Source organism: Nostoc sp. C057 (genome assembly GCF_013393925.1).
Classification (GTDB): domain Bacteria; phylum Cyanobacteriota; class Cyanobacteriia; order Cyanobacteriales; family Nostocaceae; genus Nostoc; species Nostoc muscorum_A.
In genome coordinates, this window is the sequence record NZ_CP040281.1 from 3530208 (window position 1) to 3548264 (window position 18057).

At 41.5% G+C, this 18057-nt stretch carries 14 protein-coding genes and 1 tRNA gene; 9 read left to right on the forward strand and 6 right to left on the reverse strand.

Features of this window, described 5'->3' with window-relative positions; translation table 11 throughout:
* Positions 1-230: 230 nt before the first annotated feature.
* Complete coding sequence (gene fba, locus FD724_RS15240; protein ID WP_100898838.1) at positions 231-1310, reverse strand: class II fructose-bisphosphate aldolase; 1080 nt, start codon at positions 1308-1310, stop codon at positions 231-233.
* Positions 1311-1881: 571 nt separating this feature from the next.
* Here fba and FD724_RS15250 point away from each other — a divergent pair.
* Entirely contained in the window at positions 1882-2454 is a 573-nt protein-coding gene (locus tag FD724_RS15250; RefSeq protein WP_179073212.1) for a TetR/AcrR family transcriptional regulator, read from the forward strand.
* Between the two features lie 58 nt (positions 2455-2512).
* Positions 2513-3448 (forward strand): SDR family NAD(P)-dependent oxidoreductase, encoded by a 936-nt coding sequence (locus tag FD724_RS15255; RefSeq protein ID WP_179073213.1) that lies wholly within the window; start codon positions 2513-2515, stop codon positions 3446-3448.
* 311 nt (positions 3449-3759) lie between these two features.
* Here FD724_RS15255 and FD724_RS15260 read toward each other — a convergent pair.
* The 3 genes from FD724_RS15260 to pdhA all read right to left on the reverse strand — a co-directional run bounded on the left by FD724_RS15260 (position 3760) and on the right by pdhA (position 5897).
* Positions 3760-3831, reverse strand: a tRNA-Lys gene (locus FD724_RS15260).
* A gap of 61 nt (positions 3832-3892) precedes the next feature.
* A complete protein-coding gene (locus FD724_RS15265; protein WP_179073214.1) occupies positions 3893-4762 on the reverse strand; it encodes an aldose epimerase in 870 nt (289 codons plus the stop codon).
* A gap of 100 nt (positions 4763-4862) precedes the next feature.
* Entirely contained in the window at positions 4863-5897 is a 1035-nt protein-coding gene (gene pdhA / locus FD724_RS15270) for a pyruvate dehydrogenase (acetyl-transferring) E1 component subunit alpha (RefSeq protein WP_114080372.1), read from the reverse strand.
* 767 nt (positions 5898-6664) lie between these two features.
* On the opposite strand from pdhA, the gene FD724_RS15275 reads away from it, so the two are divergent.
* Positions 6665-8971, forward strand: coding sequence for an IMS domain-containing protein (locus FD724_RS15275; RefSeq protein WP_179073215.1), 2307 nt, complete (start codon positions 6665-6667; stop codon positions 8969-8971).
* 587 nt (positions 8972-9558) lie between these two features.
* Here FD724_RS15275 and FD724_RS15280 read toward each other — a convergent pair.
* A complete protein-coding gene (locus FD724_RS15280; RefSeq protein ID WP_179073216.1) occupies positions 9559-9768 on the reverse strand; it encodes a hypothetical protein in 210 nt (69 codons plus the stop codon).
* 201 nt (positions 9769-9969) lie between these two features.
* Between FD724_RS15280 and FD724_RS15285 the strand changes: the two genes are divergently transcribed.
* The 4 genes from FD724_RS15285 to FD724_RS15300 all read left to right on the forward strand — a co-directional run bounded on the left by FD724_RS15285 (position 9970) and on the right by FD724_RS15300 (position 15340).
* Positions 9970-10707, forward strand: coding sequence for a phycocyanobilin:ferredoxin oxidoreductase (locus FD724_RS15285; RefSeq protein WP_179073217.1), 738 nt, complete (start codon positions 9970-9972; stop codon positions 10705-10707).
* A gap of 994 nt (positions 10708-11701) precedes the next feature.
* Complete coding sequence (locus FD724_RS15290; RefSeq protein WP_163934252.1) at positions 11702-13126, forward strand: HlyD family efflux transporter periplasmic adaptor subunit; 1425 nt, start codon at positions 11702-11704, stop codon at positions 13124-13126.
* 249 nt (positions 13127-13375) lie between these two features.
* Positions 13376-14530: an ABC transporter permease DevC gene (devC, locus tag FD724_RS15295; RefSeq protein ID WP_179073218.1), complete on the forward strand. Its 1155-nt coding sequence runs from the start codon at positions 13376-13378 to the stop codon at positions 14528-14530.
* Positions 14531-14635: 105 nt separating this feature from the next.
* Complete coding sequence (locus FD724_RS15300) at positions 14636-15340, forward strand: DevA family ABC transporter ATP-binding protein (protein WP_012411823.1); 705 nt, start codon at positions 14636-14638, stop codon at positions 15338-15340.
* 38 nt (positions 15341-15378) lie between these two features.
* Here the strand turns inward: FD724_RS15300 and FD724_RS15305 are convergent, their stop codons facing one another.
* Entirely contained in the window at positions 15379-16200 is an 822-nt protein-coding gene (locus tag FD724_RS15305; protein ID WP_179075522.1) for a hypothetical protein, read from the reverse strand.
* A gap of 104 nt (positions 16201-16304) precedes the next feature.
* Here FD724_RS15305 and FD724_RS15310 point away from each other — a divergent pair, with 104 nt between their 5' ends.
* Both FD724_RS15310 and FD724_RS15315 read left to right on the forward strand, forming a co-directional pair.
* The gene (locus FD724_RS15310; protein ID WP_179073219.1) at positions 16305-17102 is read left to right on the forward strand and encodes an HAD-IIB family hydrolase; all 798 of its coding nucleotides are present in this window, start codon (positions 16305-16307) and stop codon (positions 17100-17102) included.
* Positions 17103-17152: 50 nt separating this feature from the next.
* Complete coding sequence (locus FD724_RS15315) at positions 17153-17893, forward strand: Uma2 family endonuclease (protein ID WP_179073220.1); 741 nt, start codon at positions 17153-17155, stop codon at positions 17891-17893.
* The last annotated feature ends 164 nt before the right edge of the window (positions 17894-18057 follow it).

Consider the following 18057-nt stretch of genomic DNA (forward strand, 5'->3'; position numbering starts at 1 on the left):
TGGAAACTTGAGCATCCCATGTCTTCCCCCTCTCTGTCACCCTTGTCTTAGTAAAATTCCCCATATATCAAGCCTTCAGGACTTTTCTGCACCACTAAGCTGTATTCCATGCAATAGAGAACTGCTACAAAATAAAAAACCGGGTAAATACCCGGTTTATGTCAATAATTAAAATCTTCAATTTTTTAGGAGCATAGCACTACTATGCACCTATTTATTGGTTGTCAGAATTAAACTTTAGCAGCAGCTTTGGTAACAACATTGAGTTCACCTTTAGCATACTTAGCAGCAAAATCTTCCAAAGAAATTTGCTTAATCTTACTTGCATTGCCAGCTGTGCCAAATTGTTGATAGCGTTCAGCACAAACTTTTTGCATGTATGTAATAGAAGGCTTGAGGAAGTGACGGGGGTCAAACTCCTCTGGCTTTTTAGCCAAAGCTTCACGTACAGCAGCAGTGATTGCCAAACGGTTGTCGGTGTCGATGTTTACTTTACGTACACCACTCTTAATACCTTTTTGGATTTCTTCTACAGGTACACCGTAGGTTTCAGGAATTGCACCACCATACTGGTTAATCAGTGCAAGTAAATCTTCAGGTACAGAGGATGAACCGTGCATTACCAAGTGGGTGTTAGGCAGACGGCGGTGAATTTCTTCAATGCGGCTGATGGCCAAAATTTCACCAGTCGGCTTGCGGGTAAACTTGTAAGCACCGTGGCTTGTGCCAATGGCAACAGCCAATGCATCTACTTGGGTTGCTTCAACGAAGTCAACAGCTTCATCGGGGTCGGTTAGCAGTTGTGAGTGGTCGAGTGTACCTTCAAACCCGTGACCATCTTCAGCTTCACCAGCACCAGTTTCTAGAGAACCCAAACAACCGAGTTCACCTTCAACGCTGACACCCAAAGCATGAGCTACATTTACAACTTCGCGGGTAACATTGACGTTGTACTCGAAGCTAGCAGGAGTTTTAGCATCAGCTTCTAAAGAACCATCCATCATCACGCTGGTGAAGTTGTTCTTAATTGCTGAGTAGCAGGTAGCAGGAGCATTCCCATGATCTTGGTGCATGACAATGGGAATGTGAGGATAGGTTTCTACCGCTGCCAAAATCAGGTGGCGGAGGAAGTTTTCGCCAGCATAATTACGAGCGCCGCGTGAAGCTTGTAAAATTACGGGGCTATCTGTCTCTACAGCAGCCTTCAGGATTGCCTGAATCTGCTCCAAATTGTTAACGTTGAAAGCTGGGATGCCGTAACCGTTTTCAGCTGCGTGATCCAACAGCAGCCGCAGTGGTACAAGCGCCATAGATAGTCCTCCTAATGTGGTTGTCAGCTAGTCGGTCTGAGAGAAGCGTATTTATTACGCTAAATCTTAAGAGTTTTTTCAACTTATAGGAAATTATAACTAGTGTCGTGTATCTATGTTGAAAAAGTTTATGCCATCGTTACTATAACTATGTTCTATACTCCTGTACTATGAACCATCGTTGCTCTGTATCGCTGTAGATTTAGTTACCCTACAGCTAGTAGCTCTGGTAGCCTAGTATCCCAAATGGTCATCTCGAAGCGATCGCTTCAACTTAAACACACTAACTTCTGACAAATGCTATCAGGGTGTTTTTCCCTGACTATTGCATTTGGGATCAAACTATGCGTAGTTTACATAAATTAACATGAGTCTCCAAGGGACACTCACATTCAATATAGCGTAGCTTGCTTCCGCGTTCGCGTAGCGTCCCGTAGAGAAGCTGTACTTCGACTACGGTTCCATCGAGCGAAGTCGAGATGCTCAGTACAAGTCTGTTTCCACCGCAGGTATCGCTATCATCAAAATTATTCACTAGACGATAACCGAATGTTCGTTTATTATAGAATTTATGAGGCACAAAGACGACAAAAAAAATCAAGCAATCTGTGATGCGGCAATCGAACTGATTACTGCAAATGGTTTTGCTGATACTTCGATGTCGAAAATTGCAAAAACCGCGAATGTTTCGCCCGCGACAATATATGTCTATTTTGAAAACAAGGAAAATCTTCTCAATAAAATATATTTATTCGTGAAGCAGGAAATGAGTGCAGAAATTTTGAAAGGTGTCAACCAGCACCTATCGGTGGAGAAAGCCTTTAAAATTGTCTGGAATAATTATTATCAATATGCAATTAAAAATCCGGTCAGATTTGCTTTTACGGAGCAATTTGCTAATTCCCCGATGGTTGAACGCATTTGCAAAGATGAAAGTTCGAGTTATTTCCAGCCAATGTTAGATTTGTTCAATCGCGGTAAAGAGGAGAAAGTTTTTAAGGATATTTCTCTGGAAATTTTTACCGCTTTTACCTTTGCGCCTCTGACTGGATTGATAAAAGAGCATTTTAGTGGTGTTTTGATTTTGGATGAAAAAATGTTAGAAACCGCCTATAAAATTGCGTGGGATGCAGTAACGAATTAATTCTTTTTTTGAGAGTTAATTAAACGAACGTTCGATTAATTAAGCCGGAGTAAATAAAATGAAAAATGAAAAATGGAACGCGGAAAATATTCTGAGTCAAAAAGGAAGAGTAGCGATTGTAACGGGTTCGAGCAGCGGCATCGGTTATGAGACGGCGCGGGTTTTAGCTAATAAACAAGCGTCTGTAATCATTGCGGTTCGCAATTTGGACAAAGGAAACAAGGCATTGGCAAAAATTCTTCAACAGAATCAAGATGCCGATGTCAAGGTGATGGAACTTGATTTGGCGAATTTAGCATCAGTTAAAAATTTTGCTGAAAACTTTCAGAAAAATTATGTGCGTCTGGATTTGCTGATTAATAATGCGGGTGTGATGATTCCGCCATATTCAAAAACTACGGACGGTTTTGAATTGCAGTTCGGCACTAATCATCTTGGACATTTTGCTTTGACAGGACAGCTTTTGGAACGTTTGATCGACACCGAAGGCTCACGAATTGTCAATGTTTCGAGCGGCGCACATAGTATAGGCAAAATAGATTTCGATGATTTGAATTGGGAAAAGAGAAGTTATGCCAAATGGAAAGCTTACGGCGACAGCAAACTTGCCAACATCTTTTTTACCTACGAACTCGACCGAAAACTAAAAGATAACGGTATCGACACACTTGTAACCGCCTCGCATCCGGGCTGGACAGCAACCGAATTGCAGAGAACTGCGGGTGGCGTTGTGAAATATCTCAACGGCATCCTTGCTCAAGACATCACGATGGGCGCATTACCAACTCTGCGGGCAGCAATCGAAGCAGGCTTAAAAGGCGCGGAATATTTCGGCCCCAATGGGTTTATGGAGATACGCGGCTATCCAATAAAAGTCGAATCAAACGAGTTATCCAAAGACCAAGCGATCGCTAAAAAACTATGGGAAGTATCAGAAAAACTCACCGATGTGAAATTTGAATTTAATAAAAAGCCCCAAAGCGCGGGCAAATGACCAAATTCACACATCTGCTAACTAACAGATTTTATAATGGGCGATCGCACTTCCTTCGGTAAGATAGCGATCGCTTAACCGAAAATTTTTGTTCTCTAGAGCGATCGGATTCGCAAATAGGACTTATGCAAAACCAAACGTTGTAGGGGCAATTCATGTAGACACAAAGCGGCTTCCCGCAGGGTATTGCCATAACTTAAAATTAGGGTTTCGGCTATTATTTGCGTTAGTCCTAACAAATTTCCTAATAATAAAACTCGCCTCTGCTTTTTATATCAAAAGCAAAGGCGAGTGTTACTTAAACCCTTATATGGGTCGCCCGGGATTCGAACCCGGAACTAATCGGTTAAAAGCCGAGTACTCTACCGTTGAGTTAGCGACCCTTTCGCTGCATTTCGCAACTTTGCAATCATAGCATATACATCTGTAGATTTGTAAAGGGGTTTAGAAAAAATTAGCCGTCAACCTTACAGATGCTGTGTGGCTAGCTCCTGGTGCTAACACAGTCAGGTTATCACCAGTATTGAGAGAGTTACGGGTGGCACTCCACGGTTCTAGACAGTAGAATTCTTTGCCCTTGACTGTCCAAAATACCAGCCAGGTAGAGAAATCATCATAATCCAAGGTGAGTTTTAACTTCCGGCTACGATCTATCGCAGTGGCTGATTTACTTGTTAGCTGTCCAAAGGCAAAATCAATTTCGTCACGGCTAAAGTCAAAATTGCCATCAAAAGAGTGAAATTCCTTAGTTTGATTGTCTTGATACTGCTTTGAAGGAATTTCAACCTCTAGCTGAGTTTTATCACCACATAAAAAGTAGGGATGGAAACCAGCCGAAAAGGGCATTGGTGTGGATGATAAGTTTTTATACTGCTGGCGGACTTCTAGGGTATTACCTTGAAGTTCGTAGGTGAAAGCCAGTTGAAAATCAAAAGGATAAACTGCCTTAGTTTGCTCATTGCTATCAAGAACAACAGTGAGACTAGCTTTATCTCCAGTTTCCTGTTCTGTTACTTTCCACGGCAATTCACGGGCAAAACCGTGTTGTTTGAGAGTATATTTTTGCCAGTTGTGGATGTAAGTATTATCTGGGAGATTGCCACAAATAGGAAACAAAATTGGGTTCCCACCTCTGACACTCAAATCAGGATGAGTAAAGCGTTCAGTGTCTAAGTAGAAAATTTCTTGTCCTTGAATGCGCCAACGAGTGATGATACCACCGCGTTCAGGTACGACTTCCAATTGAGAACCAGCGGCTTCATCAGAAAGAATGTACGTCTTGTACTGTTGCTGTTGAACTGCAATGCTAAACACAAATTTTAGTCCTGAGTAAGGTGTAGTACTGAGTACATAGTGCTGAGTCCTGAGCAAAATAAAAAGTACTCAGCACTCAGCACTCATAACTCAGCACTGTTTATTCGTCTTCTGCAAACACGAAACGATATAACTCGCTGGGGTCTGGTTCGGGGCTGTTTTCGGCGAATTTAACTGCCTCGTCGATTACATCCTGAATTTTACGATCAATAGCTTTGATTTCTGCCTCATTCGCTAGATTTTGCTCCAACAAATAAGCAGCCAGCTTCTTAATTGGGTCACGGGCAAACCAAAATTCTTTCTCAGCTTTGCTCCTCATTTCATCTGGGTCAGCCAAGGAGTGACCACGGAAGCGGTAGGTAAGCGCCTCAATTAATGTTGGGCCTTCACCTGCACGGGCACGGGCGACGGCTTCTTGAGCGACGGCTCGGACTGCTAGAACATCCATGCCATCTACTTCCACGCCCACCATGTTAAATGCACTAGCTTTTTTATAAATCTCTGGCTGAGAAGTGGCTCGTTCGTGAGACATCCCAATGGCCCACTTATTATTTTCGACTACAAAAAGAATTGGCAGTTTCCATAGGGCTGCCATATTTAGCGTCTCGAAAAACTGACCATTGTTAGCTGCACCGTCGCCAAAAAAGCAAGCTGTCACTTGGTCAGCATTTTTATCTCCTAGTACTTCGCGGCGGTATTTGCTTTGAAAAGCCGCTCCAGCTGCTACAGGAATTCCCTCAGCCACAAAAGCATAGCCACCCAGCAAACGATGTTCGGCAGAAAACATGTGCATTGAACCACCGCGCCCTTTGCTGCAACCTGTGGCTTTGCCAAATAATTCTGCCATTACCTCTCTTGCTGGTACTCCCGCACTCAGAGCATGAACGTGGTCGCGGTAAGTACTACAAACGTAATCTTCACCCGGTCGCATTGACTGTACAACACCTGTACAAACAGCTTCTTGACCGTTGTACAAATGGACAAAACCAAACATTTTGCCCCTGTAATACATTTCAGCGCACTTGTCTTCAAACAAGCGCCCTAAAACCATATCCTCATACAACCATAACCCTTCTTCTTTAGTAATTTGCGTAGTAGCAGGATTAAATGTGGGTAAAGTACGCTCTTGAACCATTATTTTTGAGTATCCCTGTTGTACAACTTAAAGTTACGGTCTTAAATAAGTTGGTCTGATAACACCTCGGCTTTTAACAGGCTAGCGTTTGTCAGACTCAACAATCAAACTTTATTTATGCACCAAAAAAGGGTCTTAGGGAATAGCTGAATTTTTAATTTTTGATTTTTAACTTTTCAGCCTATACCCCGTGAGGATTTAACTCTAACGACAATATATATCGCTTTGGGTTTTTCTCTCTCACTATTCCCCTTCATAGACTAGCAATCAAGATAGACCGCTTTCTGCATATCCATTAACAATTTAGAAAAAATGAAGCAAAAGTCCATATACCCAAATAGGTAATTGTAATTAAAAGTTAATTATGATATTATCTTTGTTCTCCTGTTATCAGGGTCAATCCCCAATAGTAGTATTTTTGTTACTTCCATACTGGGAAAGTCCCAAAAAATCAATTATCAATAGATTCTTGCAACCACAACATTTATGCCGTGATTAAAAGCGGTAGTTGTGGTTTGTGGTATCGAAGGCTGATAATAGTCGTGTTAAACAAAAATACTAAGAATTAAGACAAACAATTGAGGCTTTCTAGGCGAAAGCAAAAAATTAGTACTAGAATGTGACTCAAAATTTCGGGAAGTTACAAAATGAGTTGTTGCAATATACACTTGTAGAGTAAATTCTATACGGCATTTTTATGGCACGGTTTTACAGGCCTGGAAAGCTCTAGGTGAATTATGTTGATCACGGTGCAGGGGAAGTAGGCTGTGCGAATTCCGCTAGATTACTACCGAATTTTAGGACTACCGTTAGCGGCAAGTGAAGAACAATTGCGACAGGCATACAGCGATCGCATTGTACAATTGCCACGACGTGAGTATTCTCAGGCAGCAATTTCTTCTCGTAAACAACTCATAGAAGAAGCTTACGTGGTTTTATCAGATCCAAAACAACGCAGTACCTACGATCAGCTTTATCTTGCCCACGCCTATGATCCTGATAACCTTGCTGCTGCCGCAGTAGCACAGGAAAATCGTACAGAAAGCACCAAAAGGGGTAGTGATACCCAGAGTCTTGGTATCGAAATTACCCAAGACGAATTAGTTGGCGCTTTATTAATTTTGCAAGAGTTGGGGGAATACGAACTTGTACTGAAACTAGGTCGTCCGTACCTGGTAAATAAAAATAGTGCTACAAGTGCAAGAAAGAGCAATAACTTAGCAGACGAAGAAATTTATGAAAGTGCTGAACACCCAGATGTTGTTCTCACTGTTGCTCTTGCCTGCCTAGAATTAGGTCGGGAACAGTGGCAGCAAGGTCACTACGAAAATGCCGCTATATCCCTAGAAACTGGTCAAGAACTGCTAGTACGGGAAGGTTTGTTCTCTAGTATTCAGGCAGAAATTCAGGCTGATCTTTACAAATTGCGGCCATATCGAATTTTGGAGTTGCTCGCATTACCTCAAGAAAAAACTGCCGAACGCAGCCAAGGCTTGGAATTATTGCAAAATCTCTTAGAAGATCGTGGCGGCATTGATGGCACGAATAATGATGACTCTGGTTTAAACATAGATGACTTTCTACGATTTATTCAGCAGTTACGCAACCACTTAACAGTCGCAGAACAGCACAAGTTATTTGAAGCCCAAAGCAAACGCAATTCTGCTGTTGCCACTTACTTAGCTGTTTATGCCTTGATAGCGCGAGGATTTGCCCAACGGCAACCTGCTTTAATTCGTCAAGCAAGACAAATGCTTGTGCGTCTGGGCAAGCGCCAAGATGTACATTTAGAACAGTCGCTATGTGCCTTACTATTGGGACAAACTGAAGAAGCAACTCGGGTTTTAGAACTTAGTCAGGAGTACGAAGCTTTAGCTTTTATTCGGGAAAAATCTCAGGACTCTCCAGATTTGTTACCAGGGCTTTGTCTATATGCAGAACAGTGGCTACAACACGAAGTCTTTCCCCATTTTCGAGATTTAGCAAACCAGCAAGCTTTTTTAAAAGATTATTTTGCTAACCAACAGGTACAAGCTTATTTAGAAGCACTGCCAACTGATGCCGAAACAACTAATGAATGGGCTGTAATTAACCCCCAGTATTTTCCCCAAGCCAAGGCAAAGAATACTCATTTTCATAACAATTCAACTAAGACTTCAGCACAATTTAATCACAGCAAAATACCTAACCCCGATTTACCAGAAACACCAACAAAAGAAACACCCGAATATCCAAACTTCTCACCACCTATGTGGAGTTCATCGGGAAGTGTAAAATCAGACGTTCCTGCTGCTGAACGGATGAGTAGAGGCACTAATCAGCATTTGAACGGTTCAGGTAAGAGTGCTGTATCTGGTCATAACCAAAAGCGTAGGCGGAGAAAACCCACTCCATCTGCTATCCGAGAGCGTGTACCAGATAATCGTCCTCATTCTCGTCGTCCCCGACGGCGGCGAACTTTTGCGAACACCATAGAAGGGAAAACACGGCTGGTATGGAGAGTGTTTATTTCTTTGGTGAGCATATTAGTTTTTTGGGTATTAGCCACAACAACTTTTGGATGGTTAAAAAATCTGTTTTTTCCTCAACCTCCTCAGCGTGATCTACAGTTGTTTGTACAAATAAACCAACCACCGGTAACTATTCCCGATCCAAATAGACAACCAGAATTAGCAGAAGGCCTTTTAACAAATGCAGAGGCAGAACAAGTTATTAACACTTGGTTATCTACCAAAGCCACAGCTTTAGGTCCAAATCATGAGATTAATAATTTAGAGCAAATTTTAACTGGTTCAGCTTTATCTCAATGGCGGTTGATTGCTCAACAGAATAGGTTAGACAATCGCTACCGCAAGTTCGACCATAGTTTGAAGATAGAATCGGTTGAGAAAATTGGTTTATTTGCAGATCGGGCCGCAGTAGAAGCTACGGTCAATGAAGTGACGCAGTTATATGAAAATGGTCAGTTTAAAAACTCTTCTAACGATAAATTGAGAGTTCGGTATGACTTGATTAGAGAACGAGGTAAATGGCGTATTCAGAGTACATCTGTTGTAAATCAATTCACCAGATAAGTTGGAATTTTTCGGCAATTATCTGTACCAAGCTGTATCATTCGATTTAATTAGGAAAGGTTTTTCACATAGTTATCACTGAGATAATCCTAATAGGAATCCGATTTGATTCATGAAAAAAATGAGGTATTGTAGTGGCGTGGCAAGACTAAAATAGTGTATTAGACGTAGTAGCGCGGCAAGCTTAATTTATTGGGTTGAGTAATTCTGTTAATGATTAGATTTTGATTTTTGTGAGTTTTTTAAACCCAACATTTTAAGCATGTCACGCTAGTAGTGGGCTATCGCATTAATTTTGCTAGGTTTGTAGTGAGCGATTTATCGCTCAAATCAAGGACTAAAGTCCTTACTACGAACTTTTATAACCCTTCAGAATTAATGAGACAGACCAGTAGGTTGGGTGAAATGGAGCGCAACCCAACATATATCAGAATGTTGGGTTACGCAAAGCCTCCAACGCCACTTGCTACAACGCGGGAAACCCGCGCAACGCAGTGGCTCCCCAACCTACAATTTTTTTGCAACATTTTAGCCTTGCCGCTCCAGTATATTTTCAAACATCAAAGTAATAAACCTGTATAAAATACTTAGTAGCAAAAATGTCTGATATTCAGTATCGCCTCCCCATGATCTGGAATCCAGGCTAGCCACTCATCTGCTGAAACCGGACATAATAAAAGTGCTTCGTCAAAACTAAAGGGGTTAGGAAGTTGCAAAAGTTTTACCCAATTTAAATCCTCCAGATTCTGCCTTCTTGGTTGCACAGCAAAATCTGGTCTATGAGAATCTAGTTTCATAGCTTTCTATTAGCCTTCACAAATGGGCTAATCTAAAATTATTTCTGTAACCTAGACTACAAAATAAATAATCTTTGTGAAAAGCATCTGTCGTATAACTTTACGTTGGCTGTGGGGAACTGTTTGCTTATATTGCAGACCACACAGGTGTGGCACGACAGGTTGTAGACTGGGCATTAGATTCGCATTCCCAACTAGCTTATGTCATTTACTTCTATGCCCTCGCTGCGTGAGCAACAACATCCCCTAATTCGTCAGCTAGCTGATTGTATTGAGGCAGCTTGGCATCAGCACCTGGATCTATCGCCCTACCATTTGCCTGATGAGTTGGGGTATGTGGAAGGTAGACTAGAAGGCGAAAAACTGACGATTGAAAATCGCTGCTATCAAACGCCCCAGTTTCGCAAAATGCACTTGGAACTGGCAAAAATCGGAAATATGCTGGATATTTTGCACTGCGTCATGTTTCCCCGTCCAGAATACAACCTGCCGATGTTTGGTTGCGATTTAGTTGGGGGTAGAGGTCAAATTAGTGCAGCGATCGCAGACCTTTCCCCTATCCAATTAGAGCGCACCTTACCCGAATCTTATACTATTGCACTGGCACAGCTACCAGTGCTTAACTTTTCCCAACCCCGTGAATTACCAGAATGGGGAAATATTTTTTCGGATTTTTGCATCTTTGTGCGCCCCGGTTCCCCAGAAGAAGAAGCAATGTTTCTGTCGCGTGTGCGAGAATTTTTAGACATTCATTGTATGCAAGCGATCGCCTCACATCCTGTTTCAGTCGAACAAGTCACACAAAACCTTGCCGGACAACACAACTACTGCACCAAACAGCAGCAAAACGATAAAACCCGCCGTGTACTAGAAAAAGCCTTTGGTCCAGTTTGGGCAGAAAATTATATGACCACAGTTTTATTCGACCTTCCAACTTAATCATTCCCTCATCTCCTCATCTGTAGGCTCTGTTACGTTTTCACGTCACAGATAAATGTAGAATTCATTCAACGAGAGTTTAATGGAGTCCCAAAACGCCAACAGGGAGAGTAGTCAGGTCTTTGAAGCAAATATCACAAAATGGTTGGTTGTCTTGGCAGGTGCAAGCAACTAGAGACAGCTAACTCATTGACCAGAAAGTTAAGGAAACTCTGATGTTAGGAATGCTCAAGTTGATAGATATTTTTTAGTTAGTTAATCATTCATTCACTTAAGGAAGACTAACTTTTGTAGCAAGATTGTATCCAAACAAGGCAACAGTCTATTTTTGTCAATTTTGGGACAAATGTAGCCGTAGTTGATGTAGCAGTACAGTATCGCATCATACCATTTTGGGATTTTGTGTAGAGACATGATATATCGCGTCTCTATATCTAGATTTGATTCTGCTAATTTCCATTACACTCATGTCTCAATAATACTCAGAGTTATTGAATAGCCAGCTACTATAGCGCTTCTCGGTTTCAATACAGACCTAACCCCAAGTAAGCAAGCTTCCATTCTTCTCTCCTAAAAGGCAAGAAGAATGGAAGTGAGGTCAATGTATTGCATACATAGACGCATAGCGGCTACCCCTAGCAATACTGCTTCGTTAAGGGGAAAAGGAGTGGAAGGCTCGATATATAAAGTCCCTTTCCCCCAAAGCCCGACAAGTATTGCTACCCGTAGGGTACAAGCGTAGACGCATTAGCGAAGCGGTAGCGACGTTCGCGTAGCGTCTCGCAGAGAAGGAGCGTCAGCGTCTTGTCGTCAGACATCGCTATTAGAAAACACCATTTTGCAAAACCATAGTGTTGAGCGTTCATCACGCAATGGATTTTAAGCCATACCCAGCTTTAAAGCACTGTTGTTTGTCCTAAGCAGCTGGCTGTTGATTAAAAACCCTTTTATTTTTACTTCCATCAGCACAATTCAGGTAAACGGGCAACATACTATGTCAAGGGTGACTGAAAAGCCAAAGCCAAGTGAGCAGGCACTTAATCAAGAACAACCTAAGATTTGGTGGGGTATCGCTGTAGCTGTGCCAATAGTAATCGCGGCTGGGATACTAGGTACAGCTAAAATCGAGCAGCTGAGAAAACTCACTACATCTGTACCCGTAATGCCATCTACCAATAGCATTAGTGCTGTAGGGCGTTTGGAACCGCGAGGCGAGGTTGTTAAATTGTCCGCCCCATCATCAGGATTATCGCCATCGTCACGAATTCAGCAACTTCTTGTGAGAGAGGGTGAACAAGTAAAGCAAGGCCAAATTTTGGCAATTTTGGACAACCGCGATACCCAAATAGCCGGACTAGAAGAGGCTAAAGCCAAAGTGCAAGAAGCCCGTGCGAATTTAGCGCAAGTTAGGGCTGGATCTCCAAGAGATATTCAAGCTCAAAGAGCAGTTGTTGCTCGCCTACAAGCGCAGTTTGTTGGGGAAAGGGATGCTCAACAAGCAACGATCGCCCGGATTGCAGCTCAGTTAAGTGGGGATAAACTTGTTCAGCAAGCAACTGTGAATCGTTTAGAAGCTGAACTCAGTGGGCAAAGAGAAGCTCTCAGAGCAACGCTTACACGTATCCGAGCCGAACAGCGCAATGCCCAAGTCGATGCCGGACGCTATGATTTTTTATACCGAGAAGGTGCGATTTCTCAGCAAGAGCGCGATCGCAGACGCTTGAGTGCAGTAACTTCTAATCAACAGGTGGCCGAAAGCCAAGCTACCCTAAAGCAGACGTTAGCAACCATACGACAGCAACTTGCCGAGGCTAGAGCTAACCAAATACAAAATTTAGCAACATTGCAACAGCAGCTAATCGAAGCGAAAGTTAATCGTGACAAAACTTTAGCAACTTTGCAAAGACAAATTGAGGAAGAAAAGGCCAAACTAAGCAGAATTTTAGATGTTAGTCCTACCGATGTGCAAGTAGCGCAAGCTCAAGTTAGTAATGCGATCGCAAATGTCAGAAAAGCCGAAGCACAACTAAGGTTAAGCTACGTTCAAGCACCAATTGCTGGAGAGATTTTAAAAGTTTATACCAAATCAGGCGAAGCCATTGGTGCAAATGGTATTGCTGAAATTGGCCAAACTAGCCAAATGTATGTGATTGCTGAAGTAGCCGAAGACAGCATTGGTAAAGTGCAAATTGGTCAAAATGCCACTATCAGCAGCGATAATGGAGCATTTAGCGGTGAATTGAAGGGAACTGTCACTGAAATTGGCAGAAAAATTGGTAAAAAGGACGTGCTAAATACAGATCCAGCAGCAGATGTGGATGCCAGAGTTGTAGAAGTTAAAATTGCTTTGCCTCCAGAAGATAGTCAAAAAGTTTCTGGTTTAACTTACGCTAAAGTGGTTGTTGAAATTAATAACTAGTTAAGTTATGGATGAGCAGTAATCCCAATTTCTGATTTGATACTTTGAATTGGAGATGTTCTTAGCTAGGCTGTTTTATCAACTTTAAACATTCTATAAACAATGCCTGATAAATTACAGCAGTTTGTAATTAAGTCAGGTAAATAACCTAAACTTCAAAGCCAGGTATTAAAACTTGCTACATCTGGTTTCTGACTACTAAATTCTGAATTCTGCTGTAAATAATAGCTGTGCTTGGATACCTATAAAATGAATCAAAAAATACCTCTGTCGTGGCTACAACTGACAAGGGAAAAAACTCGCCTAGCTGTGGCTTTAGCAGGAATTTCTTTTGCTGATATTTTAATGTTTATGCAACTCGGCTTCCGAGATGCCTTATATTATAGTAACGTTCGATTTCATAACAGCTTGCAAGGCGATATTGTCTTAATTAATAGTCAATCTAGCGCTGTTTTGGCGATGAGGAGCTTTTCTCAAAGACGTTTATATAAAGCTTTAGAGTTACCCGCAGTACAATCAGTACATCCTATATATTTGGACTTTACAATCTGGAAAAATCCTATAACAGGTCGTCCTCGTAGTATTCTAATTTTTGGAATGAACCCAGAAACTAATATAGTTAACTTACCTGGGGTTCAGGAGAACTTAGAGAAACTTAAACTCCCGGATGTAGTTTTATTTGACCGTTCTTCTCGGATAGAGTATGGGCCTATTGCTGCTAATTTTAGCCAAGGAAAGACTGTAACAGCAGAGGTACGAAGGCGGCGAATTAAAGTAGAGGGACTATTTACATTAGGTGCATCATTCGGTGCAGATGGTAATTTAATTACGAGTGATATTAATTTTCTACGAATATTTAGTAATCGTCAAAAAGGATTAATTGATATTGGGTTGATTAGATTAAAACCGGGAGCAGATGCTCAAGTTGTTGCTCAAGAACTACGACAATATTTACCTAAAGAGGTAAATGTTTTAACCAAGCAGGAATTTATTGATTTTGAGCGGAATTATTGGGCAAACAGTACAGCTATTGGATTTATTTTTACATTAGGGACTGTCATGGGTTTCATTGTAGGAACTGTGATTGTTTATCAGATTCTTTATACCGAAGTTGCAGATCACTTAGCTGAATACGCTACTCTCAAAGCAATAGGCTATACACAAAACTATTTATTAACCGTAATTCTTCAAGAGGCTTTGCTATTAGCCGTTTTAGGATACTTCCCTGGAATAGTTTTTTCTTTATTTATGTATCAGAGTGCTAGAGATGCAACACTTTTACCAGTTTTTATGAGTTTTGATCGTGCCGTAATGGTATTAATTTTGACTATGCTGATGTGCATTATTTCCGGTGCGATCGCAGTCCGAAAATTACGTTCCGCAGATCCAGCAGATATCTTTTAATTAATTTAATATTAGTTTAAATTAATAATTAATAGATAGAGCTTATAAAATTGAGAATTAAGAAAACTTAATTTTTGAAAACCCCAACTTACAGCTAATAAAAACATGATCGAAAAAGAACCTGTAATTGCCATTAAGAATCTCAATCATTACTATGGCAAAGGCGCATTAAGAAAACAGATATTATTTGATATCAACCTAGAAATTTATCCTGGTGAAATTGTAATTATGACCGGTCCATCAGGTTCCGGTAAAACCACATTACTGAGCTTAATTGGTGGCTTGCGGTCTGTACAAGAGGGAAGTTTAAAATTTTTAGGTGAAGAACTAGTTGGTGTTAGTCAAAACAAACTGGTACAAATGCGACGCAACATCGGTTATATTTTTCAAGCTCACAATTTACTAGGGTTCTTGACTGCGAAGCAAAATGTGCAGATGGCGGTAGAGTTGAATGATAATATTTCTCAAACAGAAGCAATGGCTAAATCAAAAGCCATGCTGGGGTCTGTTGGTTTAGAAGAACGAGTTGATTACTACCCAGATAATCTTTCTGGTGGACAGAAACAAAGAATTGCGATCGCTCGCGCCTTAGTGAATCGTCCCCCACTGGTGCTAGCAGACGAACCAACAGCAGCATTAGACAAACAATCAGGACGCGATGTTGTGGAAATAATGCAGAGTCTGGCCAAAAATCAGGGAACTACTATCTTATTAGTGACACACGACAACCGCATTTTAGACATAGCCGATCGCATTGTAGAAATGGAAGATGGTCTTTTAACCCGTAATTCCTCAAATGCACCCATTTAGCCATTTGCCCTTTCTAAATGACCAATGACAGCCAGAATTTATTGTCTAGCCGAGCCTGATTTTTTCATTCCAGGTTGGTTTGGCGGAGTTGGGGCATTTGGTTGGCGACTAGTACGGAAAGTCACATTCACACCTTCATTCGATTGCTCCAGAACCAGCAGAGGCGTGGGTTTAGCCTTTTGATCCCAATGCATAGTAGCAATCCGACCTTGAATTGTTGGTTGCCAACTATCTTCATCTTCTATGGGACTTAGGTAAGTTTCTATACAGTCAATAATTTGACTAATAGTTGCAGAAGTTGCTTGCGTTGGTAACTTCATTAACCGGACTTGAATACGGAACAGCACTCGTTTAGCAGAATTTCCTGGACTACCAGTTTCATACTCTACATCAAAAATTTCATCTACTTGCCGTCCAGCGCTATTAGCAATTCCGACAGATCCTTGTTGCGCTTGATTTGGCCGCAGGGCTTGAGTAACTTTTTCTTTGATCTGAATCTTCACTTGATTAAGGATTGCAAAATGAAACACCTCCTCTGACATCCGCATTCGCAGATAATCTAGGTTAAAATCCCGTGAGTTGACCAAATCGGGATTAGTTTCCATTTTGCGAATCGTTTCCAGCGCCAGCTTAAACTTTTTCTCTAATTCTCGCGCCCGGAATTGTTCAAACTTAATTTTTTTCTCCAGCTTATCCATCTGGAGTTTACTATATACAATCAAAGCAATCACCACTAAAGCCAGTCCTCCAGAAGTTACCAACAATAACGTTGGTATTTGAGGATTACTTGCTGGCACTTCCTGGGATGCCTTTTTAGGCTTTGATCCTGAGGATTGGGCAAGATACATCGAAGTGGGCATGGTTGGAAACTGAAAAACTTGACTCCTGATGTTTAGGATGCCCAAATCTTCAATGCCATCTTGCTGTATCATTAATATTTTTAACAGTTTTTACAAAACCGCGTATGTCCAGACACCAGAATGTCCCTGCCCTGTCTGACGTTTCATCTACAAGCTTTAGCAATATTCGTCTGATAGCCACAGACATGGATGGCACGCTAACTAGACGAGGAAAATTTACTACCCCACTGCTACAAGCTTTAGAGGATTTAGCGGCAGTTGACATTAAGGTGATGATTGTTACAGGGCGTTCTGCTGGGTGGGTGAGTGGATTGAGTAGCCTGATGCCGGTTGCAGGTGCGATCGCAGAAAATGGTGGTTTGTACTTTCCATCTGGGAATCACAAACCAGTAGTATTAACACCTATTTCCGATTTAGCCAAACATCGCCAGCACTTGGCTACGACTTTTGAAAATTTACAAACTAAATTTCCTCAAATCCAAGAATCTGCTGATAATCGCTTTCGTGTCACTGACTGGACTTTTGATGTAGCTGGTTTGAGTCAAGATGAACTACAAACCCTAGACAGTCTTTGTCAACAAATGGGTTGGGGATTTACCTATAGCAACGTGCAGTGTCACATTAAACCCCAAGGGCAAGATAAAGCTGTGGGATTGTTGCAGGTATTGCGCGAATATTTGCCCCATTACTCGCCAGAACAAATTGTCACTGTTGGCGATAGTCCCAATGATGAAAGTTTATTTGATCGGCGTTATTTTCCTGTTTCTGTAGGCGTGGCAAACGTTTTGGAATATGTGAATCAGTTGAAATATCACCCTGCTTATATTACCAATGCTGCCGAAGGTGAAGGATTTTGCGAGTTATCTAGTTATATTTTGAAAAGCTTGCACATCTCAAGTTAGGGAGAAGTAAAGTTGTTCTACAATAATCTCGTAGCACTGATTTTACAACTATGACGGCTACTCTACCTGTTAGTGTCGAATCAGAAATCTTCTACCCCAGTGCTGATGGTCAACCAGTGGCAGAAACTTACGACCACCTTTATGCCTTGCTAACTACCTTAGAAGTCCTGCAACAGTATTTGGCAAATAGTCAGGCAACAGTATTGGGAAATCAATTTCTTTACTATGCACAAGGCTTTCCTAAGTTGCGGGTAGCCCCAGATGTGATGGTGATTTTTGATGTTGCACCCGGTGGTCGGGACAACTATAAAATCTGGGAAGAGGGTCAAGTACCCACAGTTATTTTTGAAATGACATCCTTTGGGACTAAGGGACAAGACGAAATCTTTAAAAAGACTCTCTATGAGCAGTTAGGTGTCAAGGAATACTGGCTATTTGACCCTAAAGGCGAGTGGGTGGAACAACAGCTACGTGGCTATCGCCTGCGGGGAGAAATTTACGAACCTATACAAGATGGGCGCAGTGAACCGTTACAACTACGCTTGGTGGTTGAGGGAAGGCTAATTGGATTTTATCGAGAGGATACAGGGGAAAAATTACTGATTCCAAATGAACTGTTAGAAGCTTTACGACAAGAAGTTTTAGCAAGACAGCAGGCAGAAGAACTAGTAGAACAAGAACGTCAACGAGCAGAACAGGAACGTCAACGAGCAGAACAAGCAGAATTGCAGATAGAACAGTTAAAGGCGAGGTTGCGATCGCTTAATGTAGACCCTGATACTATTCAGTAACATACAGGCTGTAAGTCCAGAAGTTGCTGTAGCTATATCCGTCGTAGATATTGCATCCATTTTACTGGGTAATAATAGTTTCATGGTAGTACCCTCAAACCTCATCGTCTTTGAGACATAAATCACTAGACATCAGGAAATCTAATGATAAAGACGTGAATATT

Coding starts and splice junctions, on each gene's coding strand:
- fba (WP_100898838.1), bottom strand. CDS start 1,310: ATGGCGCTTGTACCACTGCGGCTGCTGTTGGATCACGCAGCTGAAAAC.
- FD724_RS15250 (WP_179073212.1), top strand. CDS start 1,882: ATGAGGCACAAAGACGACAAAAAAAATCAAGCAATCTGTGATGCGGCA.
- FD724_RS15255 (WP_179073213.1), top strand. CDS start 2,513: ATGAAAAATGAAAAATGGAACGCGGAAAATATTCTGAGTCAAAAAGGA.
- pdhA (WP_114080372.1), bottom strand. CDS start 5,897: ATGGTTCAAGAGCGTACTTTACCCACATTTAATCCTGCTACTACGCAA.
- FD724_RS15280 (WP_179073216.1), bottom strand. CDS start 9,768: ATGAAACTAGATTCTCATAGACCAGATTTTGCTGTGCAACCAAGAAGG.
- FD724_RS15285 (WP_179073217.1), top strand. CDS start 9,970: ATGTCATTTACTTCTATGCCCTCGCTGCGTGAGCAACAACATCCCCTA.
- FD724_RS15290 (WP_163934252.1), top strand. CDS start 11,702: ATGTCAAGGGTGACTGAAAAGCCAAAGCCAAGTGAGCAGGCACTTAAT.
- devC (WP_179073218.1), top strand. CDS start 13,376: ATGAATCAAAAAATACCTCTGTCGTGGCTACAACTGACAAGGGAAAAA.
- FD724_RS15300 (WP_012411823.1), top strand. CDS start 14,636: ATGATCGAAAAAGAACCTGTAATTGCCATTAAGAATCTCAATCATTAC.
- FD724_RS15305 (WP_179075522.1), bottom strand. CDS start 16,200: ATGCCCACTTCGATGTATCTTGCCCAATCCTCAGGATCAAAGCCTAAA.
- FD724_RS15310 (WP_179073219.1), top strand. CDS start 16,305: ATGTCCAGACACCAGAATGTCCCTGCCCTGTCTGACGTTTCATCTACA.
- FD724_RS15315 (WP_179073220.1), top strand. CDS start 17,153: ATGACGGCTACTCTACCTGTTAGTGTCGAATCAGAAATCTTCTACCCC.